The 22,858-nt window shown below is 69.7% G+C and carries 20 protein-coding genes and 3 pseudogenes; 14 read left to right on the top strand and 9 right to left on the bottom strand.

Annotated elements, in window-relative coordinates; translation table 11 throughout:
- The first annotated feature begins 325 nt into the window (after window positions 1-325).
- The 4 genes from ACFWYM_RS31630 (at window position 326) to ACFWYM_RS31615 (ending at window position 5,946) form a co-directional block, all read left to right on the top strand.
- Window positions 326-1,303, top strand: coding sequence for a hypothetical protein (locus ACFWYM_RS31630; protein ID WP_384845083.1), 978 nt, complete (start codon window positions 326-328; stop codon window positions 1,301-1,303).
- A gap of 144 nt (window positions 1,304-1,447) precedes the next feature.
- Window positions 1,448-2,293, top strand: a complete 846-nt coding sequence (locus ACFWYM_RS31625) for a cytochrome P450 (protein ID WP_384845080.1) — start codon at window positions 1,448-1,450, stop codon at window positions 2,291-2,293.
- Between the two features lie 473 nt (window positions 2,294-2,766).
- On the top strand, window positions 2,767-3,960 hold the full coding sequence (locus ACFWYM_RS31620) for an HBL/NHE enterotoxin family protein (protein ID WP_384845077.1): 1,194 nt from the start codon (window positions 2,767-2,769) through the stop codon (window positions 3,958-3,960).
- Window positions 3,961-4,185: 225 nt separating this feature from the next.
- Window positions 4,186-5,946, top strand: coding sequence for an HBL/NHE enterotoxin family protein (locus ACFWYM_RS31615; protein WP_384845074.1), 1,761 nt, complete (start codon window positions 4,186-4,188; stop codon window positions 5,944-5,946).
- Window positions 5,947-6,174: 228 nt separating this feature from the next.
- Here ACFWYM_RS31615 and ACFWYM_RS31610 read toward each other — a convergent pair whose 3' ends face one another.
- Window positions 6,175-6,969, bottom strand: a complete 795-nt coding sequence (locus ACFWYM_RS31610) for an SDR family oxidoreductase (protein WP_384845071.1) — start codon at window positions 6,967-6,969, stop codon at window positions 6,175-6,177.
- 165 nt (window positions 6,970-7,134) lie between these two features.
- On the opposite strand from ACFWYM_RS31610, the gene ACFWYM_RS31605 reads away from it, so the two are divergent.
- A complete protein-coding gene (locus ACFWYM_RS31605) occupies window positions 7,135-8,016 on the top strand; it encodes a helix-turn-helix transcriptional regulator (protein WP_384845068.1) in 882 nt (293 codons plus the stop codon).
- A gap of 11 nt (window positions 8,017-8,027) precedes the next feature.
- On the opposite strand, the pseudogene ACFWYM_RS31600 reads toward ACFWYM_RS31605, so the two are convergent.
- Window positions 8,028-8,160: pseudogene (locus ACFWYM_RS31600) on the bottom strand (IS630 family transposase); the annotation flags it as partial.
- 76 nt (window positions 8,161-8,236) lie between these two features.
- On the opposite strand from ACFWYM_RS31600, the gene ACFWYM_RS31595 reads away from it, so the two are divergent.
- Complete coding sequence (locus tag ACFWYM_RS31595) at window positions 8,237-8,992, top strand: dienelactone hydrolase family protein (RefSeq protein ID WP_384845065.1); 756 nt, start codon at window positions 8,237-8,239, stop codon at window positions 8,990-8,992.
- Between the two features lie 394 nt (window positions 8,993-9,386).
- Here the strand turns inward: ACFWYM_RS31595 and ACFWYM_RS31590 are convergent, their stop codons facing one another.
- Entirely contained in the window at window positions 9,387-9,800 is a 414-nt protein-coding gene (locus ACFWYM_RS31590) for a winged helix-turn-helix transcriptional regulator (protein WP_384845062.1), read from the bottom strand.
- A gap of 103 nt (window positions 9,801-9,903) precedes the next feature.
- Here ACFWYM_RS31590 and ACFWYM_RS31585 point away from each other — a divergent pair.
- Both ACFWYM_RS31585 and ACFWYM_RS31580 read left to right on the top strand, forming a co-directional pair.
- Window positions 9,904-10,731 (top strand): annotated as a pseudogene (locus tag ACFWYM_RS31585) (alpha/beta fold hydrolase); the annotation flags it as partial.
- Window positions 10,732-10,915: 184 nt separating this feature from the next.
- Complete coding sequence (locus ACFWYM_RS31580; RefSeq protein ID WP_384845059.1) at window positions 10,916-11,341, top strand: pyridoxamine 5'-phosphate oxidase family protein; 426 nt, start codon at window positions 10,916-10,918, stop codon at window positions 11,339-11,341.
- A 150-nt stretch (window positions 11,342-11,491) separates the two neighbouring features.
- Here the strand turns inward: ACFWYM_RS31580 and ACFWYM_RS31575 are convergent, their stop codons facing one another.
- Window positions 11,492-11,989, bottom strand: coding sequence for a hemerythrin domain-containing protein (locus ACFWYM_RS31575; RefSeq protein WP_384845056.1), 498 nt, complete (start codon window positions 11,987-11,989; stop codon window positions 11,492-11,494).
- Between the two features lie 281 nt (window positions 11,990-12,270).
- Here ACFWYM_RS31575 and ACFWYM_RS31570 point away from each other — a divergent pair, with 281 nt between their 5' ends.
- The 4 genes from ACFWYM_RS31570 (at window position 12,271) to ACFWYM_RS31555 (ending at window position 15,848) form a co-directional block, all read left to right on the top strand.
- Window positions 12,271-12,693 (top strand): ATP-binding protein, encoded by a 423-nt coding sequence (locus tag ACFWYM_RS31570; RefSeq protein ID WP_384845053.1) that lies wholly within the window; start codon window positions 12,271-12,273, stop codon window positions 12,691-12,693.
- Window positions 12,694-12,954: 261 nt separating this feature from the next.
- Window positions 12,955-13,869 carry a SigB/SigF/SigG family RNA polymerase sigma factor gene (locus ACFWYM_RS31565; RefSeq protein WP_384845050.1) on the top strand — a complete coding sequence of 305 codons (915 nt, stop codon included), beginning with the start codon at window positions 12,955-12,957 and terminating at the stop codon, window positions 13,867-13,869.
- Window positions 13,870-14,090: 221 nt separating this feature from the next.
- Window positions 14,091-14,912, top strand: a complete 822-nt coding sequence (locus ACFWYM_RS31560) for a helix-turn-helix domain-containing protein (RefSeq protein WP_384845046.1) — start codon at window positions 14,091-14,093, stop codon at window positions 14,910-14,912.
- Between the two features lie 66 nt (window positions 14,913-14,978).
- Window positions 14,979-15,848, top strand: coding sequence for a maleylpyruvate isomerase family mycothiol-dependent enzyme (locus ACFWYM_RS31555; RefSeq protein WP_384845043.1), 870 nt, complete (start codon window positions 14,979-14,981; stop codon window positions 15,846-15,848).
- A 14-nt stretch (window positions 15,849-15,862) separates the two neighbouring features.
- Here ACFWYM_RS31555 and ACFWYM_RS31550 read toward each other — a convergent pair whose 3' ends face one another.
- Window positions 15,863-17,083, bottom strand: coding sequence for a cytochrome P450 (locus tag ACFWYM_RS31550; protein WP_384845040.1), 1,221 nt, complete (start codon window positions 17,081-17,083; stop codon window positions 15,863-15,865).
- Between the two features lie 144 nt (window positions 17,084-17,227).
- Window positions 17,228-17,734: an STAS domain-containing protein gene (locus ACFWYM_RS31545; protein ID WP_384845037.1), complete on the bottom strand. Its 507-nt coding sequence runs from the start codon at window positions 17,732-17,734 to the stop codon at window positions 17,228-17,230.
- 172 nt (window positions 17,735-17,906) lie between these two features.
- Between ACFWYM_RS31545 and ACFWYM_RS31540 the strand changes: the two genes are divergently transcribed.
- A complete protein-coding gene (locus ACFWYM_RS31540; RefSeq protein WP_384845034.1) occupies window positions 17,907-18,299 on the top strand; it encodes a DUF3662 domain-containing protein in 393 nt (130 codons plus the stop codon).
- 164 nt (window positions 18,300-18,463) lie between these two features.
- The gene (locus ACFWYM_RS31535; protein WP_384845031.1) at window positions 18,464-19,201 is read left to right on the top strand and encodes a GNAT family N-acetyltransferase; all 738 of its coding nucleotides are present in this window, start codon (window positions 18,464-18,466) and stop codon (window positions 19,199-19,201) included.
- A 31-nt stretch (window positions 19,202-19,232) separates the two neighbouring features.
- On the opposite strand, the gene ACFWYM_RS31530 is transcribed toward ACFWYM_RS31535, so the two are convergent.
- From ACFWYM_RS31530 to ACFWYM_RS31520, 3 genes and pseudogenes are all read right to left on the bottom strand, one after another.
- Window positions 19,233-19,727 (bottom strand): GntR family transcriptional regulator, encoded by a 495-nt coding sequence (locus ACFWYM_RS31530; RefSeq protein WP_384845028.1) that lies wholly within the window; start codon window positions 19,725-19,727, stop codon window positions 19,233-19,235.
- Between the two features lie 311 nt (window positions 19,728-20,038).
- Window positions 20,039-20,890, bottom strand: a pseudogene (locus ACFWYM_RS31525) (glycoside hydrolase family 16 protein); the annotation flags it as partial.
- Between the two features lie 219 nt (window positions 20,891-21,109).
- Window positions 21,110-22,702: a beta-N-acetylhexosaminidase gene (locus ACFWYM_RS31520; RefSeq protein WP_384845025.1), complete on the bottom strand. Its 1,593-nt coding sequence runs from the start codon at window positions 22,700-22,702 to the stop codon at window positions 21,110-21,112.
- Window positions 22,703-22,858: the final 156 nt, after the last annotated feature.

The raw sequence follows: 22,858 nt of genomic DNA, 5'->3' as shown, positions 1-22,858 counted from the left end.
GGCGACCCCTTCGACGCATACCGGACCGGCGCCGACACCTATCGGGCTCCCGTCCGCCTGGCCGCCTACCAGCGCGGGCTCGAACAGCGCTTCCCTCAGGAAGCCGCGGCGATCGCGGAGTTCTTCCGCCGGACAGGACGCCTTCTCCGGCGGGGTGCTCGGCGCGATGGCGGGCGGACTGCTCGCCGCACACGAAGCACTCGGCCCGCTGGGCAGGCTGCGCCTGTGGCGGTCGCTGCTCCACGCGGCGGGACGTACGACACCTCGGATACCGCCCGTTCGGCCAATGCCCCCCGTACCGGCAGAAGGGACCAGAAGGGACACCATGACCGAACCCCGCGACCCCCTGCACTCCGACGCCACCTGGCACGACCTGATCGGCCCCACGCGCCGCTCCCAGGCGCGCCGCCGACTGGCGCGACGCTGCTGGATCGGCACGGACGACCCCGAACCCTGGGTGAGCCGGCAAGTCGACCGGGAATGCCTGGAGATGGCCTACGTGCTGCTCGCGCTCATCTCTCCCGTCACCGCGCCGGGACGCGACCGCGACGCGATCATCGTTTACGGGGCGCTGTCCGCGGTCTTCGACACCTGCGCCACCAAGATGCGCGCCTTCACGACCCAGGACCTGCTCAAGAAGAACTACCGGGGCCGCCCGATCGAGGAGTGGGCGCAGCGCGCCACCAACGGCGTCGACGACTGGTCGAAGAACACGCTCCTGACACAGTTCCACCGGCAGATCGCCCAGCTCTCCGAGAACCGCGTGGAACGCGGCAGGCAGCCGAGCGCCGCCCGCACCCGCGTGAACCAGGAGCACTACCGCGCCTACATCAACTGGCGTGTGCGCGAAGGCTGGTACTACGGAGGACTCTTCGCCTGCGCCCTGGCCTCAGGCATCGACCTGCGGGACATCCCGCGGCACTGGATGGACGAGACGCTGGAAGCGGTCGTCCTCACCTTCGACATCCACGGGTCACTGCGGCACGCCTACGAGCAGGAGATCGGCCACACCCTCAACTACCTCCCGGGCAGCCAGCACGACAAGGTGTCCGCCTCGCTGGCCGCGTACACGGAGATCCTCCTGCGCCTCCAGGACACCGACGAGCTGAGGGCCCCGGAAAAGGAATACCTGATGCGCTTCGTCACGGGCCTCATCACGGCCTCGTACGGATGCCGCCGCTACAACAGGACCACCGCCCTGCACATCGCCCGCTCCGAAGACGTGGCGATCAGCTGGAGCCACATCGACCAACCCCCCAACTACCGCTACAGCTACGACGAATTGAGCAACGGAACCAACTGACCCCCGAACGAAGAGCGAGACCGAGACAGAGACCGAGAACCAAGGGGAACGACATGAGCACCCCCGACGCAGGCCCCTACCTCACGCTCGACGCCGCAGCGCACCGCGCACACATCCGTCAACGGCTACTTCACCGCGGCCGCGATGCGCACACGCACCCCGGCGATCCGCGCCCGCGCGGCCGAGGTCCTGGACCGCCTGCCCCAAGACGCCGACTGGGTCCAGGACTTCTGCATGCCCTACACCGTCCACGTCATCGCCGACCTCCTCGGAGTGCCCGACACGGACCACGACACCATCACCCGCTGGGACACCCTGCTCACCTCGCTCGCCACCGGCGCCGAACTCACGGCCGAAACCGTGACCGCCTACCTGGACTTCACCCAGGAATTCACGGAGTACTTCCGCGACCGCGCGGCCCACCTCGCGGACCACCCCGACGGCAGCCTCCTGAGCCACCTGATCCAAGAGGGCGACAACCTCACCGACCACGAACGCATCCAGTTCCTCCTCATCCTGTTCCCCGCGGGCAGCACCACCACGGTCATCCTGCTCACCCACATCGCGATGCGGCTGGCCGCGCAGCCCGACGTCATCGCCGAACTGCGCGCGGATCCCGCAGCCCGGCCCGACTTCATCGAGGAGTGCCTGGTCGAGCGCAGCCCGTCCGCGAACGTCTTCCGCACCACCACGCGTGACGTCGTCCTCCAGAACACCCCGATCCCGGCAGGCGCCCACCTGCTGCTCCTGGTGGCCGCCGCCAACCAGGACATCCCCGACCGCTCCGCGCACCTCGCCTTCGGCCACGGCGTCCACCGCTGCCTGGGCGCCCAACTGGCGCGCACCGAGGCCCGCGCAGCCCTGGACGAACTCCTCGCCCGCTACGGCCACATCGCCCTCAGAGCCGACCCGTCCTCCCTGCCTGTACGCCCGCACTTGCTGATCCCCGCGTATGAGCGGCTCCCGATTCGACTGGAGCGACCGAGCTGACGAAAGCCCCCCGGGGGCCAAGCCGTATGTCAGGCCGCCGCAGCGAACAACGTTGAGCTCGCCCACACCCCGACACAACAGCTCCTGGCTGAACCGTGGAGGTGGCGCTCGTATGAGCCAATGGGCCTTCTGTGCAGGCCATTTGGCCACCTGATCTTCGTTGCCGCAGCGACCTGTGTGACGAATGGGTTTGAAGGTATCTGATCTTCGGCCAGCCCTCGTGCGGAGATCTCACTGGTCCTGGCGCGAGTGAACGGCGGTACGGGACGGGGTTGCCGCACGCACGGCGAGACGCGCCCGGGAATCACGCCGGATCGGATTGACCAAAATCTTCGTTGCATCATGCATGCGCATGGCGGATTTACCGCTCCTCCCCCTTCGATGCGCCGTCCGGAAACGCCCTGGCTGGCCCGGACGACGCGATGTGAAGCTCGGCGGCGTTGTTGTCGTCCCGGAGAAAGGCAGAAGCAGTCATGGCCCTCAAGGACTTCCCGCAGCCCGTTTCACTTGCCGACGCCCTCGCGAAATCGCACGGCCCTGGTCAGGCGGTGCAGACGTACGTCCAGACGATCGGTCAGACCGTCGACATGCAGGTCGGTGAGCTGAAGAAGAACGAGGGCTTCATGGAGGAGCTCAACCAGGCCGCCGCGCAGACGGCGAAGGACGGGCTGGAGGCGCTGGAAAAGATCAATGGGCATCTGGCGACCGCCCGCACGCATGCCGACGAGTGGAACAGCGGGCTGCTGAAGGGGATGCTCGACACCAACGCCGACGTTCAGGGCTACAGCAAGGAGTTCAAGACCCTCGGCGGTGCTGCGTCCCAGGCGCTCAAGGACGCGGAGAGCGGGAGCCCGGAGGCGATGAAGGAGGCGCTGGGGGAGGCGCACACGAAGCTCAAGGCACTCCAGGGCGCCGTCGGAAAGCGTCAGACGAAGGCTGGCGGGATCGCCGACTCGCTCCACACCTTCCAGCAGCACGTCGCGGCCGATGCCGTCGCGTTCGGCGACGACAAGACCAAGGTCGACGCGGTGCTCACCGGGGACACGGGCTTCCTCAACAGCCTCATGGGCGAGATCGACGCGCTGAACGAAGGCATCAACAAGGACAACGCGATGATCGCCGGTGGCGCAGTCGCGATCGCCGCGGGCGTGGTCGCCGGTGTGATCGGGGGCTTCTTCATCGCCACCGGGATCGGTGCGGGGGTGGGGTTGATGATCCTGGGCGCGGGTGTCTGCGTGGCCGGTGCCGGGGTGGCCCTGGTCACTGTCGCGGGCCTCGACCTCAAGAAGAAGCAAGGGCAGATGGCCGAGGACCAGAAGGAGCTCACCCTCCTCAAGGCGAGCGTCGCCTCCTTCGGCTCCGCCCAGAAGGCCGTCGCCGGACTCGCCGATCAGGCGACGGCGGCCGCGGCGGGCGCACAGCTGCTGTACCAGGGATGGGAGGCTCTGGGATCGAGCCTCGGCGAGGTGGTGGAGATCCTCCAGGACGCCATCGACGCCGGCGACCCGGACGACCTCAAGGACGCCCTGGACAACACGGCGGCGTTCCTGGACAGCGCGCTGGACGACTGGGCGAACGTCGACAAGGCGACGGAGGCCATCGCCACGGCTCTGAGCGGCCTCCAGACCGCGCAGACGGACATCCCGCAGGTTTTCCTCGCGGCCTAGGCCGCGTCTGACGGCTCTTGAAGCCGTCTCTCGGCCGGTACAGACAATTCCCATGAGGCTGCCCGCGCCTCGTGAGGCGACTCACGCCGTGCGGGCAAACCGCCAGGCGGCCCACCAAGAGCCATCGGACTGGCCCTGGGCGCGGCGGCGCCGCACACGGGCCGGGCGGCGCCCGCGACCGCCCGGCCCGCCCCCTGTCCCAGTAACCCCGAGGAGCGACCAACCATGTCCACGAACGCACCGCAGTCCGTGTCCATGAACGAGGCGATCCGCAGCACGCACGGCCCGTCGATCGCCGTACAAGGCATGATCACCGTCATCCAGCTGACCCCCCACCTGGACTTCGAGTCCGTGAAGACGAAGGTCGAGCCGGAACTCCAGAAGCTCACCCCGGACGTGGCCGCCGCCGCAGTGCAGGCGCTCGACGACATCGACACCCACACCGGTGGCGCCCTCGACCACGGCAACGATTGGGTGACGGAGGTGCTGCCGAAGCTCGACCAGACCGCGGACGACGTCAGCGGTTATGCGGACGAGTTCGACCATGTGGCCGGCCCCGTTCTCCAGGCGATCGAGGACCTCGGGCCGGCGCCCACCCCCGATGAGCAGAAGGCCGTCCTGGAGAAGGCCAAGTCCAAGCTCACGGCGCTCCAGCCCCCTGTCGCGGAGCGCGCGAGGAACGCGGGGAAGCTGAGCGAGGCCCTCGACGGCGTGTCCGAGGACGCCCAACGCGACAAGAGCTGCTTCGAGCAGGACCGCCAGGCCGTCGACAACGCCATCACCGGCGGACACGGTGCCATCACCGCGATCGGCGATCGCGTCACCCAGCTGAACAGCGAGCTCGCCGAGGACGCGGCGAAGATAGCCAAGGGGGAGGTCGATGTCATCCCCGGCATCTGTCTCATCGCGATCGGCGGCGCCTTCACCCTGGACGGAGAACCCGAGATCGGCCTGAACTTCATCACCGCCGGGATCGGCCTCCTGCCGCCGTCGGGGACGACGATCAGCCAGAAGGACCTCGACGAGGAGAAGGCGGAACTCGCCCAGGATCTGGAGGAATTGACCCTCCTTCAGAGCGCGATCTCCTGCTTCGGCACCACACAGTCAGCCGTGACGCAATTCGCCGGCAGCACCTCGGTCAGTGCCGAGGGCGCCCACGCTCTGAAGAACGCCTGGGATGCCTATGGCGACGCCCTGAAGTCGAACCTGAAGAGCGTCAAGGACGCCCTCGACGGCCTGGCGCATTTCACCGAGACCATCACCGGGCTGCGCCAGTTCCTCCGGTTCACCACCGAGGACTGGGCGGACGCCAAGAAGACCGCTGAAACCGTGAAGGCGGCCCTGTCGGGCGTCGCGACGGACCCGGACGTGTCCCGCGTCGACTGGGGGACGAGCATGGCAGTGGGCGCCCCCGGCGCGATGATGGAGGACTTCGACAGTGCCGTGTCCCACGCGGAGGCCACCGTCCGCAACTACTGCGTCGCCGTGAACCCCGACGACCAGGTCGCCAAGGACTTCCTGGAGACCTCGCTGCGGTGCGACGGCACCAGCTGGCTCTGCGACGGCACCCGCTGGATCCGCGACACCTGCCACGCCCTGGGCGACATCCCGTTCGCCCAGCTCATCAAGGACTCCAACATCGATGACATCACGTCGCGGCTGAAGCCGGTCTGCGACAACTTCGACCTCGACAACCCCAACGCCAAACTCATCCTCTTCAACGACTACGTACGGGAATTCACCCAAACCCGCACGGCCCTCAAGGGCGAACAGCCCGCCGATCAGTACAAGGAAGCCTGGCAGGACTGCTGCGACGCTTCCGACAACGTGTCCACGCGGCTCGACAAGCTCAAGCCCGCCGTCCCGCAGCTGGGCGCCTCCGTGCAGGAGGCGCTGAGCCTGGCACAGGAGGGCGATGGCGATGACGCCATCGATCAGTGGCACAAGGTGCTGAACTACGCAGCGCAGCTCACTGACATGCCGTAGCACACCCTCAGCGGCGTCCTGCGCGCCTGAGCCCGGCCCGCACGCAGGCAGGCAGGCAGCGTGTGCTCGCACGCCTGCTCGCGCCTGCGGGCACGGGCCCGTATCCCGGTGAGCATCCACGCCACGGCAGACGTGGCAGAGCCGCCCGCCGGAGAGGGCCCCGGGCGGTGAACGAGTCCGGACAGCGGAAGTCTCGCCACATGACCCGTCGGACACGGCCTGGGCGGCCTACGCGGTTGTGGCGATGCCGCCGTCGACGGGGAGCACGGCGCCCGTCAGGTACGCGCCTGCCCGGCTGGCGAGGAACACGGCGGCACCCGCCATGTCGTCGTCGCGGCCGATCCGGCGTAGTGGGGCCGACGCCGCGATCGCCTCGCCGAACTCATCGAGGGTCGCAGCCATCATCGTCGACGGGAACGGTCCCGGCGCCACGGCGTTCACGGTGACGTGCTGCGGTCCCAGTTCCTTGGCGAGCACTCTGGTGAGTTGATGCAGTGCGGCCTTGCTGCTGGAGTACGAGTAGTTGGGCCGCTGGGGGATGTGGATGGCGGCGATGCTGCCGATGTTGATGATCCGCGCGGGATCGTCGGCGGTGCCCGCCCTGCGAAGCGCGGGCAGCAGCGCCTGGACCAGCCAGAACGGCGACTTCAGATTGAGGTCGACGACCGTGTCCCAGGCCGCGTCCGGGAACGTCGCCAGCGGCTCGTCCCACATGGCGCCCGCGTTGTTGACGAGGATGTCGAGACGCTCCGAGTCGGCGGCGACGAGGTCGGACAGCCGCCGACACTCGTCGTGGCGGGACAGGTCGGCGGGGATGGCCCGCACCTCACCGAATGTGGACAGCCGTTCCTGCGCTTGAGTGCACGCTTCTGCGTTGCGTGAGCTGATGACCACGCGGACGCCCGCCTGGAGAAGGCCACGCGCGATCATCATCCCGATGCCTCTGGTGCCACCGGTGACGAGCGCGCGCTTTCCGCTCAGGTCGAAAAGTTCTGCATGCGTGGTGAATTGGTTGTCTGCCACTTGACGCCTTTCCAGTTGATCGTGCGGGATGACGCGTCGGGGTGTTCAGCAGGTCGATGTGTGTCCCTGTCATGGAATCCGTATGCGTGCGCGGGTGGGAGTCACTGCTCTTCCGGGTAACGGCAGTACCTCCCAGCACACCGCCGCACGATCTACGGTGGTGATGTGACCGGCAGTGAGAGGCATGAACAGGCCGACGAGGTGCGGGAGTTCCTCAGCACCCGTCGCGCCCGCATGACGCCCCAGCGGGCAGGGCTGCCCGTCTTCGGTGGCAATCGACGTGTGACCGGGTTGCGCCGGGAGGAGGTGGCACTGCTGGCCGGGATGAGCATTGACTACTACATCCGCCTCGAGCGCGGGAACTTGAGGGGCGTCTCGGACTCGGTGCTGGACTCCTTGTCCCACGCACTTCAGCTCGACGATGCCGAGCGGGCCTACCTCTACGACCTGGCCCGCGCGGCCACTGCGCCCGGTCGGCCGCCTACTGCGACGGGGCGGATCCGACCGGTGGTTCTGCGGGTGCTCGACGCGATGACCGACCTGCCGGCCTACATCCGCAACCGGCGGTTCGACATCCTCGCCGCCAACACTCTCGGCCAGGCTCTGTATGCCCCGGTCTACGATTCCCCGTTGTTCGCACAGCGTGGTCCGGTCAACACCGCGCGGTTCCTGTTCCTCGATCCTGGTTCTGCCGATTTCTGGCCCGAGTGGGAGAAGGCCGCCAACGACTCAGTCGCCTTCCTGCGCACCGAGACCGGCCGCTCGCCGCAAGACAAAGGGCTGATGGACCTGATCGGCGAGCTCTCCACAAAGAGCGACGAGTTCGCCCAGCGTTGGGCCAGGCACGACGTGAAGTTCCAACGCTCCGGCGTGAAGCAACTCCACCACCCGCTCGTCGGGGACCTGGCCCTGCCCTACGAAGCCCTCGATCTGCCCGCTGACCCCGGGCTCCGTATCACCGTCTACTCGCCCGAGCCCGACTCACCCGAACGTCAGACACTCGATCTTCTGGCCAGCTGGGCCGGCTCGACCGCACTCGAGCGCTGACAATCGCCACCCCGCTGGATCACATCCCGGACGGTGCCTTCGTCGGCCTGCACCAGCTGGGCGATCACTGCCACGGCGCACGATCTGCTGAAGCTTCTGCCCTTCCTGACCGGTCAGTCTGCGCACCCGGACAGGCTCAGCCACCACACCCCAACGAGATGATCTGCCAGCGGCAGAACACCGGCCGGACCGGGCTCGACGATCAATACAGTCCCGTCTCATGACGAAGATTGCGACGCGTACGGTCGCGTACCCGGCCGACGGTTTGACGATGATGGGGCACCTCGCGCTCCCGGCCGGTGTCGGCCGCCGGCCCGCGGTGCTGCTCGGACCGGAGGGCATGGGGCTCAGCGACGTCGAGCGCCGCCGGGCCGATGCTCTCGCCGAGCTGGGATACGTGGCGCTGGCCTTCGACCTTCACGGCGGGCGCTATCTGGGCGACCCCGAGGAGATGCTGGCCCGTTGCCTGCCACTGCTCGCTGATCCCGACCGGATGCGGGGCATCGGCCATGCGGCGCTCGACGTGTTGCGCACCGAACCGCGGACCGACCCCGACCGGATCGCCGCCGTCGGCTACGGCACCGGGGGCGCCGTCGGGCTGGAACTCGGGCGCGACGGCGTCGACCTGCGCGCGATCGGAACAGTCAACGCCCTGACCACGGGCCGACCAGGCGAGGCGGCGCGCATTCGCTGCCCGGTGTGGGCCGGGGTCGGGTCGGAAGACCCGATCATGCCGCCCGCGCAACGGAGCGCGTTCACCGCCGAGATGCAGGCCACGGGCGTCGACTGGCGCCTCACGGTCTACGGCGGCGCCTTGCACGCCTTCCACCACCCAACGGTCGACCACACCGTCCGCCCCGGCGTCGGCTACCACCCACAGCACGCGCAGCGAGCCTGGCGCGATGTCGTCGACCTGCTCGTCGAGTGCCTGCCCGTGACGGAGGCAGCGCGGCCACGGGACTGGCCGCACTTCTAGTAGCAGGTCTTGCAGCACCGGCCGGCTCCGCCGATGTTGCGGCGGGTCGGAACGTCACACAGAAGACGCGTCGTCGCCCAGGTAGGGAACGACCATCCTGGTCCGCGTCTGCCTCTTGAAGAGGGATACCTGTACTACTGCCACCAGTGGGGCTGAGCCGCCGTGGAACGCGCTCCGGGATCGTTGTAGATCAACGCGAACAGGCCGAGCATCGTCACACGAAGAGCGGGGAGATCAGCACGCCGAGCGCGGCCGGGACCAGCCCGTGCAGATGCCGGCCCTCGAGGCCCTGCCGCCGACTCTGATCGTCCAGCGTGTCCTGAACTGGCACGAGGAGATCAACCACATGGCCGCCGCCACCGAGTGGCTGTGACCAGCGCCTTCGACAGACGCTCTAGGTGGGGGGTGACCTGTCGGCGAGCTGGTTGCTGAGGTCGATCTCCGCCATGTGCGTCTCGGCCCAGTCCCGCAGGGCGGAGAGCGGTCTTTCGAGGGACAGGCCGAGCTCGGTGAGCCGGTAGTGGACGGCGGGCGGCACGGTGGGTTCCACTCGCCGCGCGACCAGGCCGTCGCGGACCAGGCTCTGCAGGGTGACGGACAGCATCTTTTGTGAGATGCCAGGGATGCGGCGCCGCAGTTCCGCGAAACGGAGCTCGTCCGGAGTCTCCTCGGCCAGCACTTTGACCGTCATCGACGTCCACTTGGTGCCGATGCGGTCGAGCAACTGACGGGTCGGGCAGCGCGGATCCAGCAGATCACCCCGCTCACCGGGCCGTCGGCCGGGTTCGCCGGGCCTCGATGTGGTCACTCTGGGCTCACCACCTGAAGGGAAAGTGCCGTCTTGGACGACCCAGGATAGTTCCATAGCGTGACCTGGTCACTATTCCTCACCACACACCTGGAGCCTCTCCATGCCCGAGCTGCGGCGCGTCCCCGTCAACGGTGTCGAACTGAACGTCGCCCTCGCCGGATCGGGCCCGGCCGTACTGCTGCTGCACGGTTTCCCGCACACCTGGGAGCTGTGGACGGACGTCATGGCCGACCTGTCCGGCCGCTACCGCGTCATCGCGCCGGACCTGCGCGGGTTCGGCGCGAGCAGCCCGGCCGCCTCCGGGTACGACGCGGGCACCCTGGCCCAGGACGCCGCGGCGCTCCTCACCGCGCTCGGCGTGTCCTCGGCAGCGGTGGTGGGCATCGACGCGGGTACCGCGCCGGCCTTCCTCCTCGCCCTCCGTCGCCCCGGTCTCGTCCGGCGTCTGGTCGTCATGGAATCCCTCCTGGGCAGGCTGCCCGGCGCCGAGGACTTCCTCGCCGACGGGCCGCCGTGGTGGTTCGGCTTCCATTCCGCCGCGCCCGGCCTTGCCGAGACCGTGTTGGAGGGCCACGAGGCCGCCTACGTCGACTGGTTCCTGCGTGCCGGCACGCTCGGCGACGGGGTGCGCCCCGCCCTCCGGGACGCCTTCGTCCGCGCATACACCGGCCGCCAGGCGTTGAACCGCGCGTTCTCGTACTACCGGGCACTGCCCCAGAGCGCGGTACAGATCGAGCAGGCGGTCGCCACGGCCCGACTGACGGTGCCGACCATGGCGTTGGGCGCCCAGCCCGTCGGTACTGTGCTGGAACGTCAGCTCCGCCCGGTCACCGACGATCTCACCGCACACGTCATCGAAGACTGCGGCCACATCATCCCGCTGCACCGCCCGCACGCCCTGCTCAAGCTGCTGCATCCATTCCTGGCCGATGAGGACGCGAAAGCGAGGGGACTTGGGGACCGGGAGGACCTGGGGACGGCCAGGGGGGCACACCGGTTGACCGCAGGGAACAACGGGACTGGGCGGGACGTTGCGATGGTTGCGGTTGAGCGAAAACCGCGCAGCGGACCAGCTGTTGACCCTGGATGACCCTGGACCGAGAGGCCCCAGCATGCCCCTGACCCAGTCCGAACGTGAGTCCTTTCTGACGGAGCCGCACATCGGTGCCCTGTCGATCGCCCGCTCCGACGCGGACCGTGCGCCGCTGAACGTACCGGTCTGGTACATGTACGAGCCGGGCGGCGACCTGTGGCTCGTCACCGCCGCCGACTCGGCCAAGGCAAAGGCCCTGCGCGCGGCCGGCCGGGCCTCGCTGATGGCCCAGCGCACCGAGCCCACGGTCCGCTACGTGACGGTGGAGGGACCGGTGGAGATCGAACCGAGCACGCCGGAACAGCTGCGGGCGGTCGCGGAGCACTATCTGGGCCCGGAGGGAGCGGCCAAGTATCTCGAGTTCGCCGAGGCCGAGCTGGGTGACGAAGTGATCGTCAGGATGCGCCCGGAGAAGTGGCTGTCGGCTGACATGGGCTCCTTCTGAGCGGGAGGACATGGCGACGACTCTTCACATCGGCTCGGTACGTCCGAACAACCCGGCGTGCCCCGGCGGGAGTTGAGTGAAGATGCGGCGCAGCAGGGCGTCGTCGGCGAGCGCGGTATGGCCGATACGGGGGACATGGCCGACACGGGGTCATGCCGGTACGTCGGCGTACAGCAGCCCGTGTACGGCGTCGGCGCTGCCGCATCCCGACCGCAGCATCCGGTGCCGCGTCTCCGCGAATTCCTGTGCGAGCTCCGCCCGGTGGAAGCCGTCGAGTTGCGCGCGGCCCAGGTTGAGGAGGGTGCGTTCGGTTCCGTCGGAGTGGCGACAGACGGCAGCGGCCATCTGCTGCAGCCGCCGGTCCCACGCGGCCGAGCCGATGTCCGGCACGTCGAGCAGCGCGAGCAACACCCTTGTGGATTCATCGTGTTCTGCTTCGATGCGCTCGAAGAAGTCGGTGTGCGCGTAAGGGCGGAGCGGGGGATGCAGCACGCTTTCCTCGGCGTGGCCATGCGCGATCAGGAGGTCCGCGAAGTCATGGAGGGCCGCGTGCCGGTCGGCCTCGACGCTGCGCATCAGGCGCAGCAGGCCCTCCAGCGTCCGGTGGTCTTCGAGGATCAGCTCGATGACATCTTGGGGCGGGTTCATGTCGGTGCGCCTCCTGCCTTGGTGGGTTCGCATCCCGCTACCCGATCCGCGCACAAAACATTGCCCCCGCTGACCCGTGTGCCGCATGTCCCTGGTCAGAGCCCTGCGGGGATCGCTGCTCCGCCTTTCCATGAGCGTTCCGTCGGCGCGCCCGCAGGTTGTCGATCAGGGGGACGGGGAAGGAGTACTCCGCAGGACCTGCCGCGCAAAATATGCCGCGGCCCCGGTGAGCGGCCTTGCCGCGGATGTGCCGGTTGTCCCAGGAGGGGAAGTGATTCGCCATGCGTGCGCCACAGCGCGCCCATCGGCGTTCTGCCCGTGCCGAATACCTGCTGCCTCGTGAAGCCGCCTCGGCCGGCCGGGCCCGCCAGTTGACGTCCCTGTTCCTCGACCGCCCGCGCCGTCGGGTGCGGCGGGTGGACGCGGAGCGGGTCGACGACGCGGCGCTGATCGTGTCGGAGCTGGTCACCAACGCCGCGGTGCACGGCCGCAGCCCTTGTCGGCTGCGAGTGGAGGTGTCCGATGCGCGCGTGGTCGTCGAGGTGTACGACGCGAGCCCGGCCCGGCCGCGCCTCCGCCCGCTGACCGCGGAGGGGGAGAGCGGACGGGGGCTGGCCATGGTGCGGATGCTGGCGCAGCACTTCGCCGTCACCCCGGCCGCGGGCGGCGGCAAGACGGTGCGCGCGGTGCTGGCGGCCGACTGAATTGACGCCGGGGCCTTGGTGTCCGGACCGGCCCGCCGTCAGGCGACCTTGCGCGGGAGGAGCGCCCCGGGAGCGCACCGAGAGCGTCACCTTTCGGGCTGCGATGCCACGGGCCGTACGCAGTAACGCACCGTCGGCGTGGCGTTCGGATCCTTATACGGAGAGTCAAGTCACGGGATTGTCACGGTCGTTGGTGGGTAGCAGCCTGCCCACGACGCGCTCCCGTCCGGGGGCGCCCTTCTCATTACGGGAGCGACGACGGTGACCACGATCTCCAGCCATCCCGGCCGCACGACCGCCGGTGCCGGGCGACATACCACCGGCCCGGACGCCACCGCACCAGCGGGCCTGCCGGGCCTGTCGGGCCTGGAATGCCTGCCGTCCCTGCCCGACCCCAGGAGCACCAACGGCACCGACGCCCGCGCGCTGTCCAAGACCCTCTTCGCCCGCCTCGACGAACTGGAGGAAGGGACCCCGGAGCATTCCTACGTACGCAACTCGCTGGTCGAGTTCAACCTCGCCCTGGTCCACTACGCCATCGGCCGCATGACCGTACGCGCCGAGTCCCGCGAGGACGTCGTCCAGGTCGGCACCATCGGGCTCATCAAGGCGATCGACCGGTTCCAGGTGCGGCGCGGCACCGAGTTCCCCACCTTCGCCCTGCCGACCATCTTCGGCGAGATCAAGCGGTTCTACCGCGACACCACCTGGGCCGTGCGCGTCCCGCGCCGTCTGCAGGAGCTGCGCCTGCGCTTGTCGAAGGCCACCGCCGAGCTGGAGCAGGACAACGGCGGTTCGCCGAGCGTGAGCGAACTGGCCGAGCATCTGCACCTGGACGAGGACGAGGACGAGGTCGTCGAAGGGCTGATCGCCGCCAACGGTCACACCACGGTCTCCCTGGACCACCCGACCGACGTCTCGTCGCCGGAAGCCACCCTCGCCGACCACATCGGCTACACGGACGGAGACCTGGAAAGGGTCGAGGACCTGCACGCCCTCAAGCCCCTCCTCGCCGGCCTCTCCGACCGCGATCGCAAGATCCTCGCGCTGCGCTTCACCGAGGACAAGACGCAGAGCGCGATCGGCGAGGAGCTGGGGATCTCCCAGATGCATGTCTCGCGCATTCTGACGCGTCTGCTCAACCGGCTCGAGGCCGAACTCACCGTGCGGCGCTAGCCGCTGCGTCCCTGCCTCGCCGTGCGGAGTCCTGACGGTCGCTCCCCGGCTCGCTGACACATCCTTCTCTCCAGCGAGCCGGGTCGAGCTCCGGCGGGGCGTGCGTTCCCGCCCCGCCGAAGCAGAGCCCCGCCGGCGCCAGAGGCATGCATCCGCACACCCGATTCCAAGGTCGCCTCTCCCGTACGCGAAGCCCACGGGACGAATCTCGAGGAGAGATCTTGCAGAACTCACAGCAGAACTCACAGTGGAACGCGCAGCGCGACCCACGGCGAAACCCACAGCGCAACTCGCCCAACGGCCCCACGCTCATCGTCTCGGTGCAGCGCGCCTGCCGCCTGCTCGCCGCGTTGGAGCGGCGCGGGGGCCAGGCCACCGCCAAGCAGCTGGCGCGCGACACACAGATCCCGCTGCCCACCACCTACCACCTGCTGCGCACGCTCCTGCAGGAAGGCATGCTGCTCAACGCCTTCGGCCACTACATGCAGCCTCCCGCAGCGCCTGAACTGCCCACCTGCGTACCGGCATCGGAGAAGTCGGCACCGGAGGACTGGCTGGAGCGCATCAGCCGCCACCTGAGCGCGACGACGTACGCCGCGCTCTACCGGGACGGCGAGGTGGAGGTGTTCGCGCGGTCGCGGAACACTCCGGAGGCCCTGACGGCCACCCCGGTCCTCTTCGGCTCGGCGGCACATGCGCACGCGGCCGGACAGTGCCTGCTCGCCCGGCTCACCGACGCACAGCGCCGCGACCACTTCCGACGCCATCCCGTCTTCCCCCTCACCCCGTACACGGTGCCGGACACCGGGACCGCGCTGCGCAGACTCTCGGAGATCACGCCCTTCCAACCCGTGGTGGAAGTACAGGAGTTCGCCATGGGGTACGCCTCCGCTGCCGTGCCGATCTCCGTGGGAGGGGCCTTCGCCGCCATCTCCCTCTGCGTACCGGCCAACCGTGCACACCAGTTGAGGAGCCTGACGGCACAGCTCAATGACCGCGCCGAGGCAGCCCTGCGCGCCGGCTCGCTTCGGGGCGATGCGTGACAGCCGCAGGACTGCGTACGGGGATACTCGCTGGCGCAGCGGCCGTCCGGTTGGCAGGCTTGATTCATGAACGCCCAGCTCGCTGACGTGCCGGGCCACTCCTGGCTCGGCGCCCCGATCGACACCCGCCCCCTGTTCGCGCCCGAGCAGGCCGCGCTGATGGCCACGCTGCGCGGCCTGGCGCCCGCCGACTGGGGCAAGGAGGCGGTCCCGGGCTGGAGCGTCCGGGATGTCGCCGCGCACATCCTGGGCGACTTCTACGGGCGGCTCGCCCGGGACCGCGACGGACTCGGGGAAGGGCCCGCCTTCGCGCCGGGGGAGACCCTGGAGGCGTTCATCCACCGCATCAACCAGGAATGGGTCGACGCCTGCCGCCGGGTGGGCCCGACTGCCCTCACCGACACCCTCGGCCTGATCGGCGGGCAGGTGTCCCGCTTCTTCGAGGCCACCGATCCCGACTCACCCTCGCTGGGAGTGTCCTGGGCCGGTGTCGACCCGGCGCCGATGTGGCTGGACAGCGCCCGCGACCTGACCGAGTTCTGGACCCACCGCCAACAGATCCGGCACGCCGTAGGGCAGACCACGGACCCCGATCCGCGCCTGCTGTCCGCCGTCCTGGACACCTTCATGCGGGCCCTGCCCCACACCCTGCGCGAGGTCACCGCACCGGTCGGCACACAGATCCAGGTGCGGGTCGACGGACCGGCCCGCGGCAGTTGGACGGTGACGGCGCTGGAGAACCGCTGGTCGCTCGCCGAGCCGGGCACCGGCACCGACACCGAACATCCCGCCGCTCGCGTCGGCCTGGACGCGGAGACCGCCTGGCGCCTGTGCACGCGCGGCATCGAGCCGGACGCCGCCCTGGACCGCGCCCGCATCGACGGCGACCGCCAACTGGCCGCAGCGGCCTGCCAGATCGTGTCGATCATCTACTGACGTCCACGAGCCCGTCAGGTGCGGTGCAGGCGCACCGGCAAGGCTTGGACGCTGTTGCTGACGAATGACGGCAGCGGCGTCAGGTCCTGCGGCGGCACCGCGAGATCCAGGCACGGGAAGCGGGCGAAGAGCGCCGGCAGCGCGATCTCGGCTTCGAGGCGGGCGAGGGCGGCGCCGAGACAGTAGTGGGCGCCGTGCCCGAACGACAGGTGCCTGTTCGGAGAGCGGGTGGTGTCGAACTCGTCCGCATCGGCGCCGAAGTGGCGGGGGTCGCGCCCCGCGGCCGCGTACGACGCGAGGATCGCCTCCCCCTTCGGGATCACCGTGTCGCCGATGGGGATGTCGTCGCCGGCGTAGCGCAGCGGGAAGTGCCCGACGGGGGAGTCCCAGCGCAGCGTTTCCTCGATCACCGCGCTCCACGTCCGCTGCCCCGCGGTGACGGCCGTGAGCTCCGCGGGGTGGGTGAGCAGCGCCCTGACCGCGTTGGTGATCAGGTTGAGGGTGGTGCCGTGTCCGGCGACGAGGATCAGGATGAGGGTGCCGGTGAGCTCGTCCTCGCTCAGCCGGTCGCCCTGGTCGTGGGCGGCGATCAGGTGGCTGGTGAGGTCCTCGCCCGGGTGCTCGCGCCGCTGTGCGACGAGATCGGCGAGCAGGGCGTGGAGTTGCTGCATGGTGGCCAGGGTTTCCTCGGGCGAGGGGGTGCTGCTCGTCAGGCTCGCGGACAGGGCCCGGAACTGGTCGAAGTGTTCCCCGGGGACGCCGAGGAGATCGCCGATCACCTGCATGGGCAGTGGGTAGGCGAAGTGGGCCCGCAGGTCCACCGGTCCGGGCGGGTGCGCCGTGAGGGCATCGAGGAGGCGGTGGGTGATCGCTTCGATGCGGGGGCCCATCGCGTTGATGCGGCGCGGGGTGAACGCTTGCGTGACCAGGGTGCGCAGGCGCAGGTGGTCCTCGCCGTCGGCGGTGGTCATGCCGCGGTTGGTGACGAAGGCGATCAACGGCCAGCCGTCGGGTATCCGTCCGTCGCGCAGCGCGGCCCAGTTCGAGGCGTCCTTGAGGACGCGGGGATCGGCGAGCAGATCCTGGAGCGCCTGGTGACGGGTGATGACCCAGGCGGGAACGCTGCCGGGCAGCTCCACCCGCACCGCGGGGCCGAGGGCGCGGAGCCGTGCGATCTCGCCGTGCAGGTCACCGGCGGTCTCATCGAGGCGTACGAGCGGGGCGTGGACGTCCACGAGGCGGCTCCAGGGTCCGAGGCGGGCAGGGGGGCGGCGTGTGCCGCACCGGATCGTCCACCCGCACCGACCTGTTGGGGGATCCGCCACGGCACCGCGTGCACGCCAGCATCCACCCGAGAGGGAGTGTCCCTCCAGAGCGCCCTACGATTCCTCGCGCGGGGCACCCTCGTACGCCTGTCCCTGCGCCCTGCCCTCCGTCTGTCCCTCCTGCGGCCGGGATGCCTGGCGGGGCACGCGGGGCGTGGTGTGAGCGGTGGGCTGGGCCGGGGGCCAGGTGGGGCGGCTCGCTTCGGGCAGCTGTGCCAGTGCTTGGGACACGCTGAGGTAGGTGGGCAGCAGGATGATGCTGCCGGTCTGGGCCAGCAGGTCGACGAGGTTGCGCCCCGCGCCGGCCAGCAGCAGGTTCCCGCCGCGGCGTGCAAGCAACCACCGTAGGGCGAGCAGGCAGTTCAGTCCGCGCGAGTCACAGAAGGTGAGGGCGGTGACGTCGAGGACCAGGTACTGGCGTCCGGTGTCGATGCTGGTCCCACAGGTGGTCAGGAAGTAGCTCTCGCAGCTGTGGTCGAGTTCCCCTCGCGCGCGCAACACCGAGGTGTCGTCGCAGCTGGCGCTCGTGGTGATGGTCAGTCGATGGGTCTGTGTGGACATCGCACCTCCGTACGGCCAGCACAGGAATTCTCGAACTGCGCGCACAGCCGGCTCGTCGGGCAGCCGACGCTCGGCGGTGGCCTGCCGCCGCGAACCCTCCCTGCCGCGTCCGGCGCGCAGTGACGCCCTTACGGGTGAGCCTGCCCAGGATATGCGCGGGCAGCGGATCAAGATGAGATTCCTCATCGGGTTCGAACAATCCGTGGAGCGGTGGACCAATGTGTTGTGGGAGACGCTGATCCCGGCGTCACGCAAACAAGCGGAGGTGGTGGCGAAGCTGCGCACCGAGTGCGACGACCGGGCGCTGATCCTCGACCGGCAGCGCACGCTGGTCCCCAACGCCTTCGTGGTCCAGCTGCCACCGGACGCGCATCAGCAACTCATCTCCTGCAGCGGCCAGTTGGGCAGACACCTGGCCATCCAGGTGCGAAAGCACGCGGCGGAGCGGGGCTACACCTTCGCCGGTCCGGTGGTCGTCCACCTCACCGGGACGCCCGGCGCGCACGTGGGCCGATTCCGCATCCACAGCCGGATCGCCCCCTTGCAGCGGCGCACCGGCGCCTGAAGGGCGCCCTGCCCGCCTTGCTCCTGGCCCTCCGGGAAGGCAGGGCGGGCGGCGCCGGTGGAGGTGTGCGGGGGTGAGGCCCACTCTCAGCCACTCCCATGATCAGTCACTGCCGCTCCCGACGCCGTACCGTGGCGAGCGAAGCCGATCGTTTTGGAGAACTGGTGACACCTCGCCTCAATGCCTACGCCCAGCCCGTCGGGGAGCCTCTCCCTGGGTGGACGCCTCGCCCGGCCCCCGACAGGGTCGACCTGGAGGGCGCGTACTGCCGCCTCGAGCCGCTCGACGCCGCTCGTCATGCGGACGAGCTCCACGCGGCGTACGCGACCGAGTCCGATGGCCGGAACTGGACCTACCTGCCCGCCGGGCCCTTCGAGAGCGCCGATGACTACCGCCGCTGGGCCGAGGGCGCGGCCCGCAGCACCGATCCGCTCCACTACACGGTCATCGACCGGGCGACGGGCCGGGCCGTGGGCACCATGGCGCTGATGCGGCACGACCCGGCCAACGGGGTCGTCGAGGTCGGCTACGTCGTGTTCTCGCCGCTGCTGCAGCGCACCCCCATCTCGACCGAGGCGCAGTACCTGTTGATGGCCTACGCCTTCGACAAGCTGGGCTACCGGCGCTACGAGTGGAAGTGCGACGCTCTCAACGCACCCTCGCGCAAGGCGGCCGAGCGGCTCGGGTTCACCTTCGAGGGCGTGTTCCGCCAGGCGTTGGTCTACCGGGGGCGCAACCGCGACACCGCCTGGTACTCGATCGTCGACGGGGAATGGCCGCTGCTCCGCGAGGGGTTCGGCCGCTGGCTGGCTCCGGAGAACTTCCACGAGGACAGCCGGCAGAAGCACTCGCTGACCGAGCTGCGCGGCGATCCCCAGGGGGACATCGGGCCTACTGCCTGACGAACAGGGCCGGTCGGCCGGGCTCCCGCCGCTACCCGGCCTCGTCCGTCCGCGCTGAGGGGCCGGGGGCGAGGATCCGAGTACCCGCGGATCCATGGCATTTGACGACCCGCTGCTGTGTCAGCACGCCCACGGCCCGTTTGATGGTGAAGCGGGACACGCGGTAGTGCGTCGCGAGCTGGACCTGGGACGGCAACATCCCCGTGAGTTCACCGGAGTTGATGCGTACGAGCAGGTCCTGCGCCACCTGACGGAAGGCTGCGGGCGAGGTGTCGGCCGCGGCGAACGCCGCTTCCTGCTCCGTCGGGCCTGCCGCCTCGCAGGCGGGTGCGTGTTGCAGGCGGAGTCTGGTGCGGGCGGCGCGGCGGACGAACTCCGCCGTGGTGGCGGACACGTGGTAGTGGCGGGCCACCGCCTCGGCGTCCAGGAGGCGTGTGGTGGCGGTCTCGGGGTGCTGTACGAGCCTGTGGACCAGGTCCTCGGCCATGCTCTGGTAGGGCGGGGCGGCGTGGGTGTGGGCGGCCATGGTGTGACTCCGTCGTTCTTGCGCTCGCTTTCGCGTCTCGGACTGCGCGGCATCCGATTCGCCCATTATGCTCGCGATTTCACCCGGAATTGCACATCTATGTGCAAGCGCGGGCGGTGAAGGACCTTTGTCCTTGGCGCTTGGCTCACGTGTGCTCTTCCGACCTGCTGTCGGCCCGAGAAGACGGGACGTAGGTCCCGCCAGGCAGGAACGACGTAGGTCCCGCGGCGCAGGAACTCGGCCGGGCGGCGGGGCTCGCGGCGGGCCTCGATGAGATCGAGCGAGCCCCGCCGCCGTACGCCTCCGGTGGATCAGCGGCTCCCGGACGCCGTGTCACCCGCCTTCGCCGCCGCACCGCCCGCGCCCGGGACGCCGTCCTCGAAAGCGGTGCCCGCCGCGCGGTACCCGTCGACCTTCGACTTCACCTCGGCGGGGGTCAGCGCCTGGTCCTTGACGTGCAGGACGTAGTCGACCTGCTGGTCGTAGGCGCGGGGTTCCGTGGAGCTCTGGCCACCGAAGTCGATCAGCCACTGGTTGAAGTAGAGGCCCATGGGGCGCTCGGGCAGGTACTTGGCGTCGTGGGTGCCGAACAGCTGGCCGTCGACGTAGTACTTGATGCTGCTGTCGTCGATGGTGAACTGCACGTCGTGCCAGCCCGCGAAGCTCGTACGGGATTCGGTGTGCTGGTTGACGGCCTCCCAGGGGTCGGGGCGGTAGGTCTCCCAGGACGTGGTGTAGAGGATGTCGGAGGACTCGCCCCAGCCGCCGTTCGGCAGGTATTCGAAGTCGTACTCGGAGTAGTCGTCCGCCATCGGTGCGGTCAGGTCGTTGAGGGCGAAGAAGGTCTGCACGACGTGGTCGCCGTCCGGGCCCGACTTCGGCGCGTCGGAGAACTTGACCCGGGCCGCGTACGTGCCGTTCTTGAACTTCATGGACTTGGAGAGGAGTTCGGTCTGCTGCGTCGACTCGCCGGTGCCCGCCGTGGACGTCTCCAGGTTCATCACCGAGTTGTCGCCGTCCTTGGCGAAGGTGATGTTCTCGGTGGCCCAGGTCGCGCCCGGGACTCCGGGGCCGCCGGAGGTGGAGCGCACGGTCCAGCCGTGGGCGGAGATCGCCGGGTCGGTGTGGCCGGTGTAGTTGAAGTCGTCGAAGAGGGCTTCGCCTGCTGCGGCTGCCCTGTTGGCGGTTGTGCCTGCCCCGCTGGCCGTGCTGGCCGTGCTGGCGTTGGCGTTCACGGCCAGGCCCGTCGCCGCCAGCGCTGTGGCGGTCGCCAGGGCGATACGGACGCGGGGGCGGGTGCTGTTGCGGTGCTGTGCGGACACGATGTCTTCTCCTTCGTGGGGGGGGTGTGGTGGGGGAGGGCTGCGCTGGGTGGTGCTGCGTTACGTACGTGGTCGTGCCGTTCTCGCTGCCACGGCTGAGGAGGGCCGTGGGGACAGGGGGCGGTAGCGCACGCCGAGGGCGTCGAGCCGGGCCGTGTGGTCGTGCAGTCGCGGCAGGAACGAGTCGGTGAAGGAGCTCTCGCCGCTCCATACGCGGTCGGCGAGCGCGCACAGCCGGGGAAAGGTGAGGTACTCGACGTGTTCGGCGGTGGCCGCGAACTCCGTCCACAACTGGGCCTGCGCACCGAGGACTTGCGCCGTCAGTGAGGGTTCCCACTCCTCCGGCGCCGTGTCGTGCCCGTGGACCGCGCGCAGGTCGACCACCGTGCCGGGCTGGGCGGGCGGCTCGTCCGGGTCGGCGGACTGGGCGTGGTCGAGGTAGGTGGAGCGGTAGTGGCCCGTCACCACCTGGTGGCCCCGGCTCGCGGCCGTGCGGGCGTGTGCGCGGTCGCGCCAGGTCATCACGGTGAAGCCGGGCGGCAGTCCGGTCCCTGTCTCGGCCCAGCCCACCGGCGTACGGCCGTGCGCGAGCAGGTGTGCGCCGACGCGGGACATGAACCAGCCGTGCAGCTCCTCGGGCCCGGTCAGCCCTTCGGCCGCGATCCGGTCGCGTGCGGTCGGGCTCGCAGCCCACTCCGAGGTGGGGCACTCGTCGCCGCCGATGTGGATGTGCGGGGACGGGAAGACGTCCATGACCTCGTCGAGGACGCCGCGGCAGAAGTCCAGGGCCCGGTCGTGGACACCGAGGACGGTGTCGCACACGCCCCACTCGGTCCACACGTCGAGGCGCCGGCCGGGGTGGTTGCCGAGCTCCGGGTAGGCCGCGAGGGCGGCGCGGACGTGGCCCGGCATCTCTGTCTCGGGGACGACGGTGACACCCCGCTCGGCCGCGTACGCGACGAGGCCGGTCAGCTCCGCGCGCGTGTAGTGGCCGCCGTGCGGGATCCCGTCGTACGTCGTGCTGCCCGCCGGGCCGACCATCGACCGGCTGCGCCGGCTGCCCACGTCGGTGAGCCGCGGATAGGCCGCGACGGGCATCCGCCAGCCCTGGTCGTCCGTGAGGTGGAGGTGGAAGACGTTCAGTTTGTGGAGGGCGAGCAGGTCGACGTACCGGCGCAGGAAGGCGGCCGGCTGGAAGTGGCGGGCCACGTCGAGCATGGCCCCGCGCCAGGGGTGGCGCGGCACGTCGGTGATCTCGACGCAGGGCAGCGGCCAGTCGTGGCGCGGTTGCCGGGAGGCCGACAGGGCCGCGGGAGGCAGGAGTTGGCGGATGGTCTGGATGCCGCGCAGGAGCCCGGTCGGGTGGGCGGCGCGCAGGAGGAGGGCCTCGGGGGTGATGGTGAGGCGGTAGCCCTCCGTGCCGAGCTCGCCCTGCCCGTCGTCATCCAGGGTCAGGGTGAACTCCCCGTCCGGGGAGGGGCGGAGAGGCAGGGCGGTGGCTGGGGCCAGATAGGCGCGGAGCAGCTCGGCGGCGTCCTCCGTGCCGGGGGCGGCGCGGACCGTCGTACGGGAGTCGAGGACGAAGCGGCCTGGGCGTCGCGCGCAGTGAGTGGGTTGAGGGACGAGGGAGGGCTCGGAGTGCGGAGTGGGCACGGTGGGGGCCTCCGTGGTGGAGTCGTGCGGGACGGGACGGGACGGCGAGGGGCGGACAGGTCCTAGGTCGTGTCCGCAAAGTCGGTTGGCTCGTTGGGTATCTCGTGGTGCGTCGTCATGAGTTGACCGATCCGGCGTGGGCTGTGGTGGAGCCGT

Origin of the sequence: Streptomyces sp. NPDC059009, assembly GCF_042740175.1 — a bacterium.
Taxonomy (GTDB): Bacteria; Actinomycetota; Actinomycetes; order Streptomycetales; family Streptomycetaceae; genus Streptomyces.
Note: the sequence above shows the minus strand (reverse complement) of the source record. Positions and strands in the feature narration are given on the sequence as shown.

What these genes read in the sequence shown, in the direction of transcription:
- ACFWYM_RS31630 (WP_384845083.1), top strand. Translation starts at nt 326, where the DNA reads ATGACCGAACCCCGCGACCCCCTGCACTCCGACGCCACCTGGCACGAC.
- ACFWYM_RS31625 (WP_384845080.1), top strand. Translation starts at nt 1,448, where the DNA reads ATGCGCACACGCACCCCGGCGATCCGCGCCCGCGCGGCCGAGGTCCTG.
- ACFWYM_RS31620 (WP_384845077.1), top strand. Translation starts at nt 2,767, where the DNA reads ATGGCCCTCAAGGACTTCCCGCAGCCCGTTTCACTTGCCGACGCCCTC.
- ACFWYM_RS31615 (WP_384845074.1), top strand. Translation starts at nt 4,186, where the DNA reads ATGTCCACGAACGCACCGCAGTCCGTGTCCATGAACGAGGCGATCCGC.
- ACFWYM_RS31595 (WP_384845065.1), top strand. Translation starts at nt 8,237, where the DNA reads ATGACGAAGATTGCGACGCGTACGGTCGCGTACCCGGCCGACGGTTTG.
- ACFWYM_RS31580 (WP_384845059.1), top strand. Translation starts at nt 10,916, where the DNA reads ATGCCCCTGACCCAGTCCGAACGTGAGTCCTTTCTGACGGAGCCGCAC.
- ACFWYM_RS31575 (WP_384845056.1), bottom strand. Translation starts at nt 11,989, where the DNA reads ATGAACCCGCCCCAAGATGTCATCGAGCTGATCCTCGAAGACCACCGG.
- ACFWYM_RS31570 (WP_384845053.1), top strand. Translation starts at nt 12,271, where the DNA reads ATGCGTGCGCCACAGCGCGCCCATCGGCGTTCTGCCCGTGCCGAATAC.
- ACFWYM_RS31555 (WP_384845043.1), top strand. Translation starts at nt 14,979, where the DNA reads ATGAACGCCCAGCTCGCTGACGTGCCGGGCCACTCCTGGCTCGGCGCC.
- ACFWYM_RS31545 (WP_384845037.1), bottom strand. Translation starts at nt 17,734, where the DNA reads ATGTCCACACAGACCCATCGACTGACCATCACCACGAGCGCCAGCTGC.
- ACFWYM_RS31540 (WP_384845034.1), top strand. Translation starts at nt 17,907, where the DNA reads ATGAGATTCCTCATCGGGTTCGAACAATCCGTGGAGCGGTGGACCAAT.
- ACFWYM_RS31530 (WP_384845028.1), bottom strand. Translation starts at nt 19,727, where the DNA reads ATGGCCGCCCACACCCACGCCGCCCCGCCCTACCAGAGCATGGCCGAG.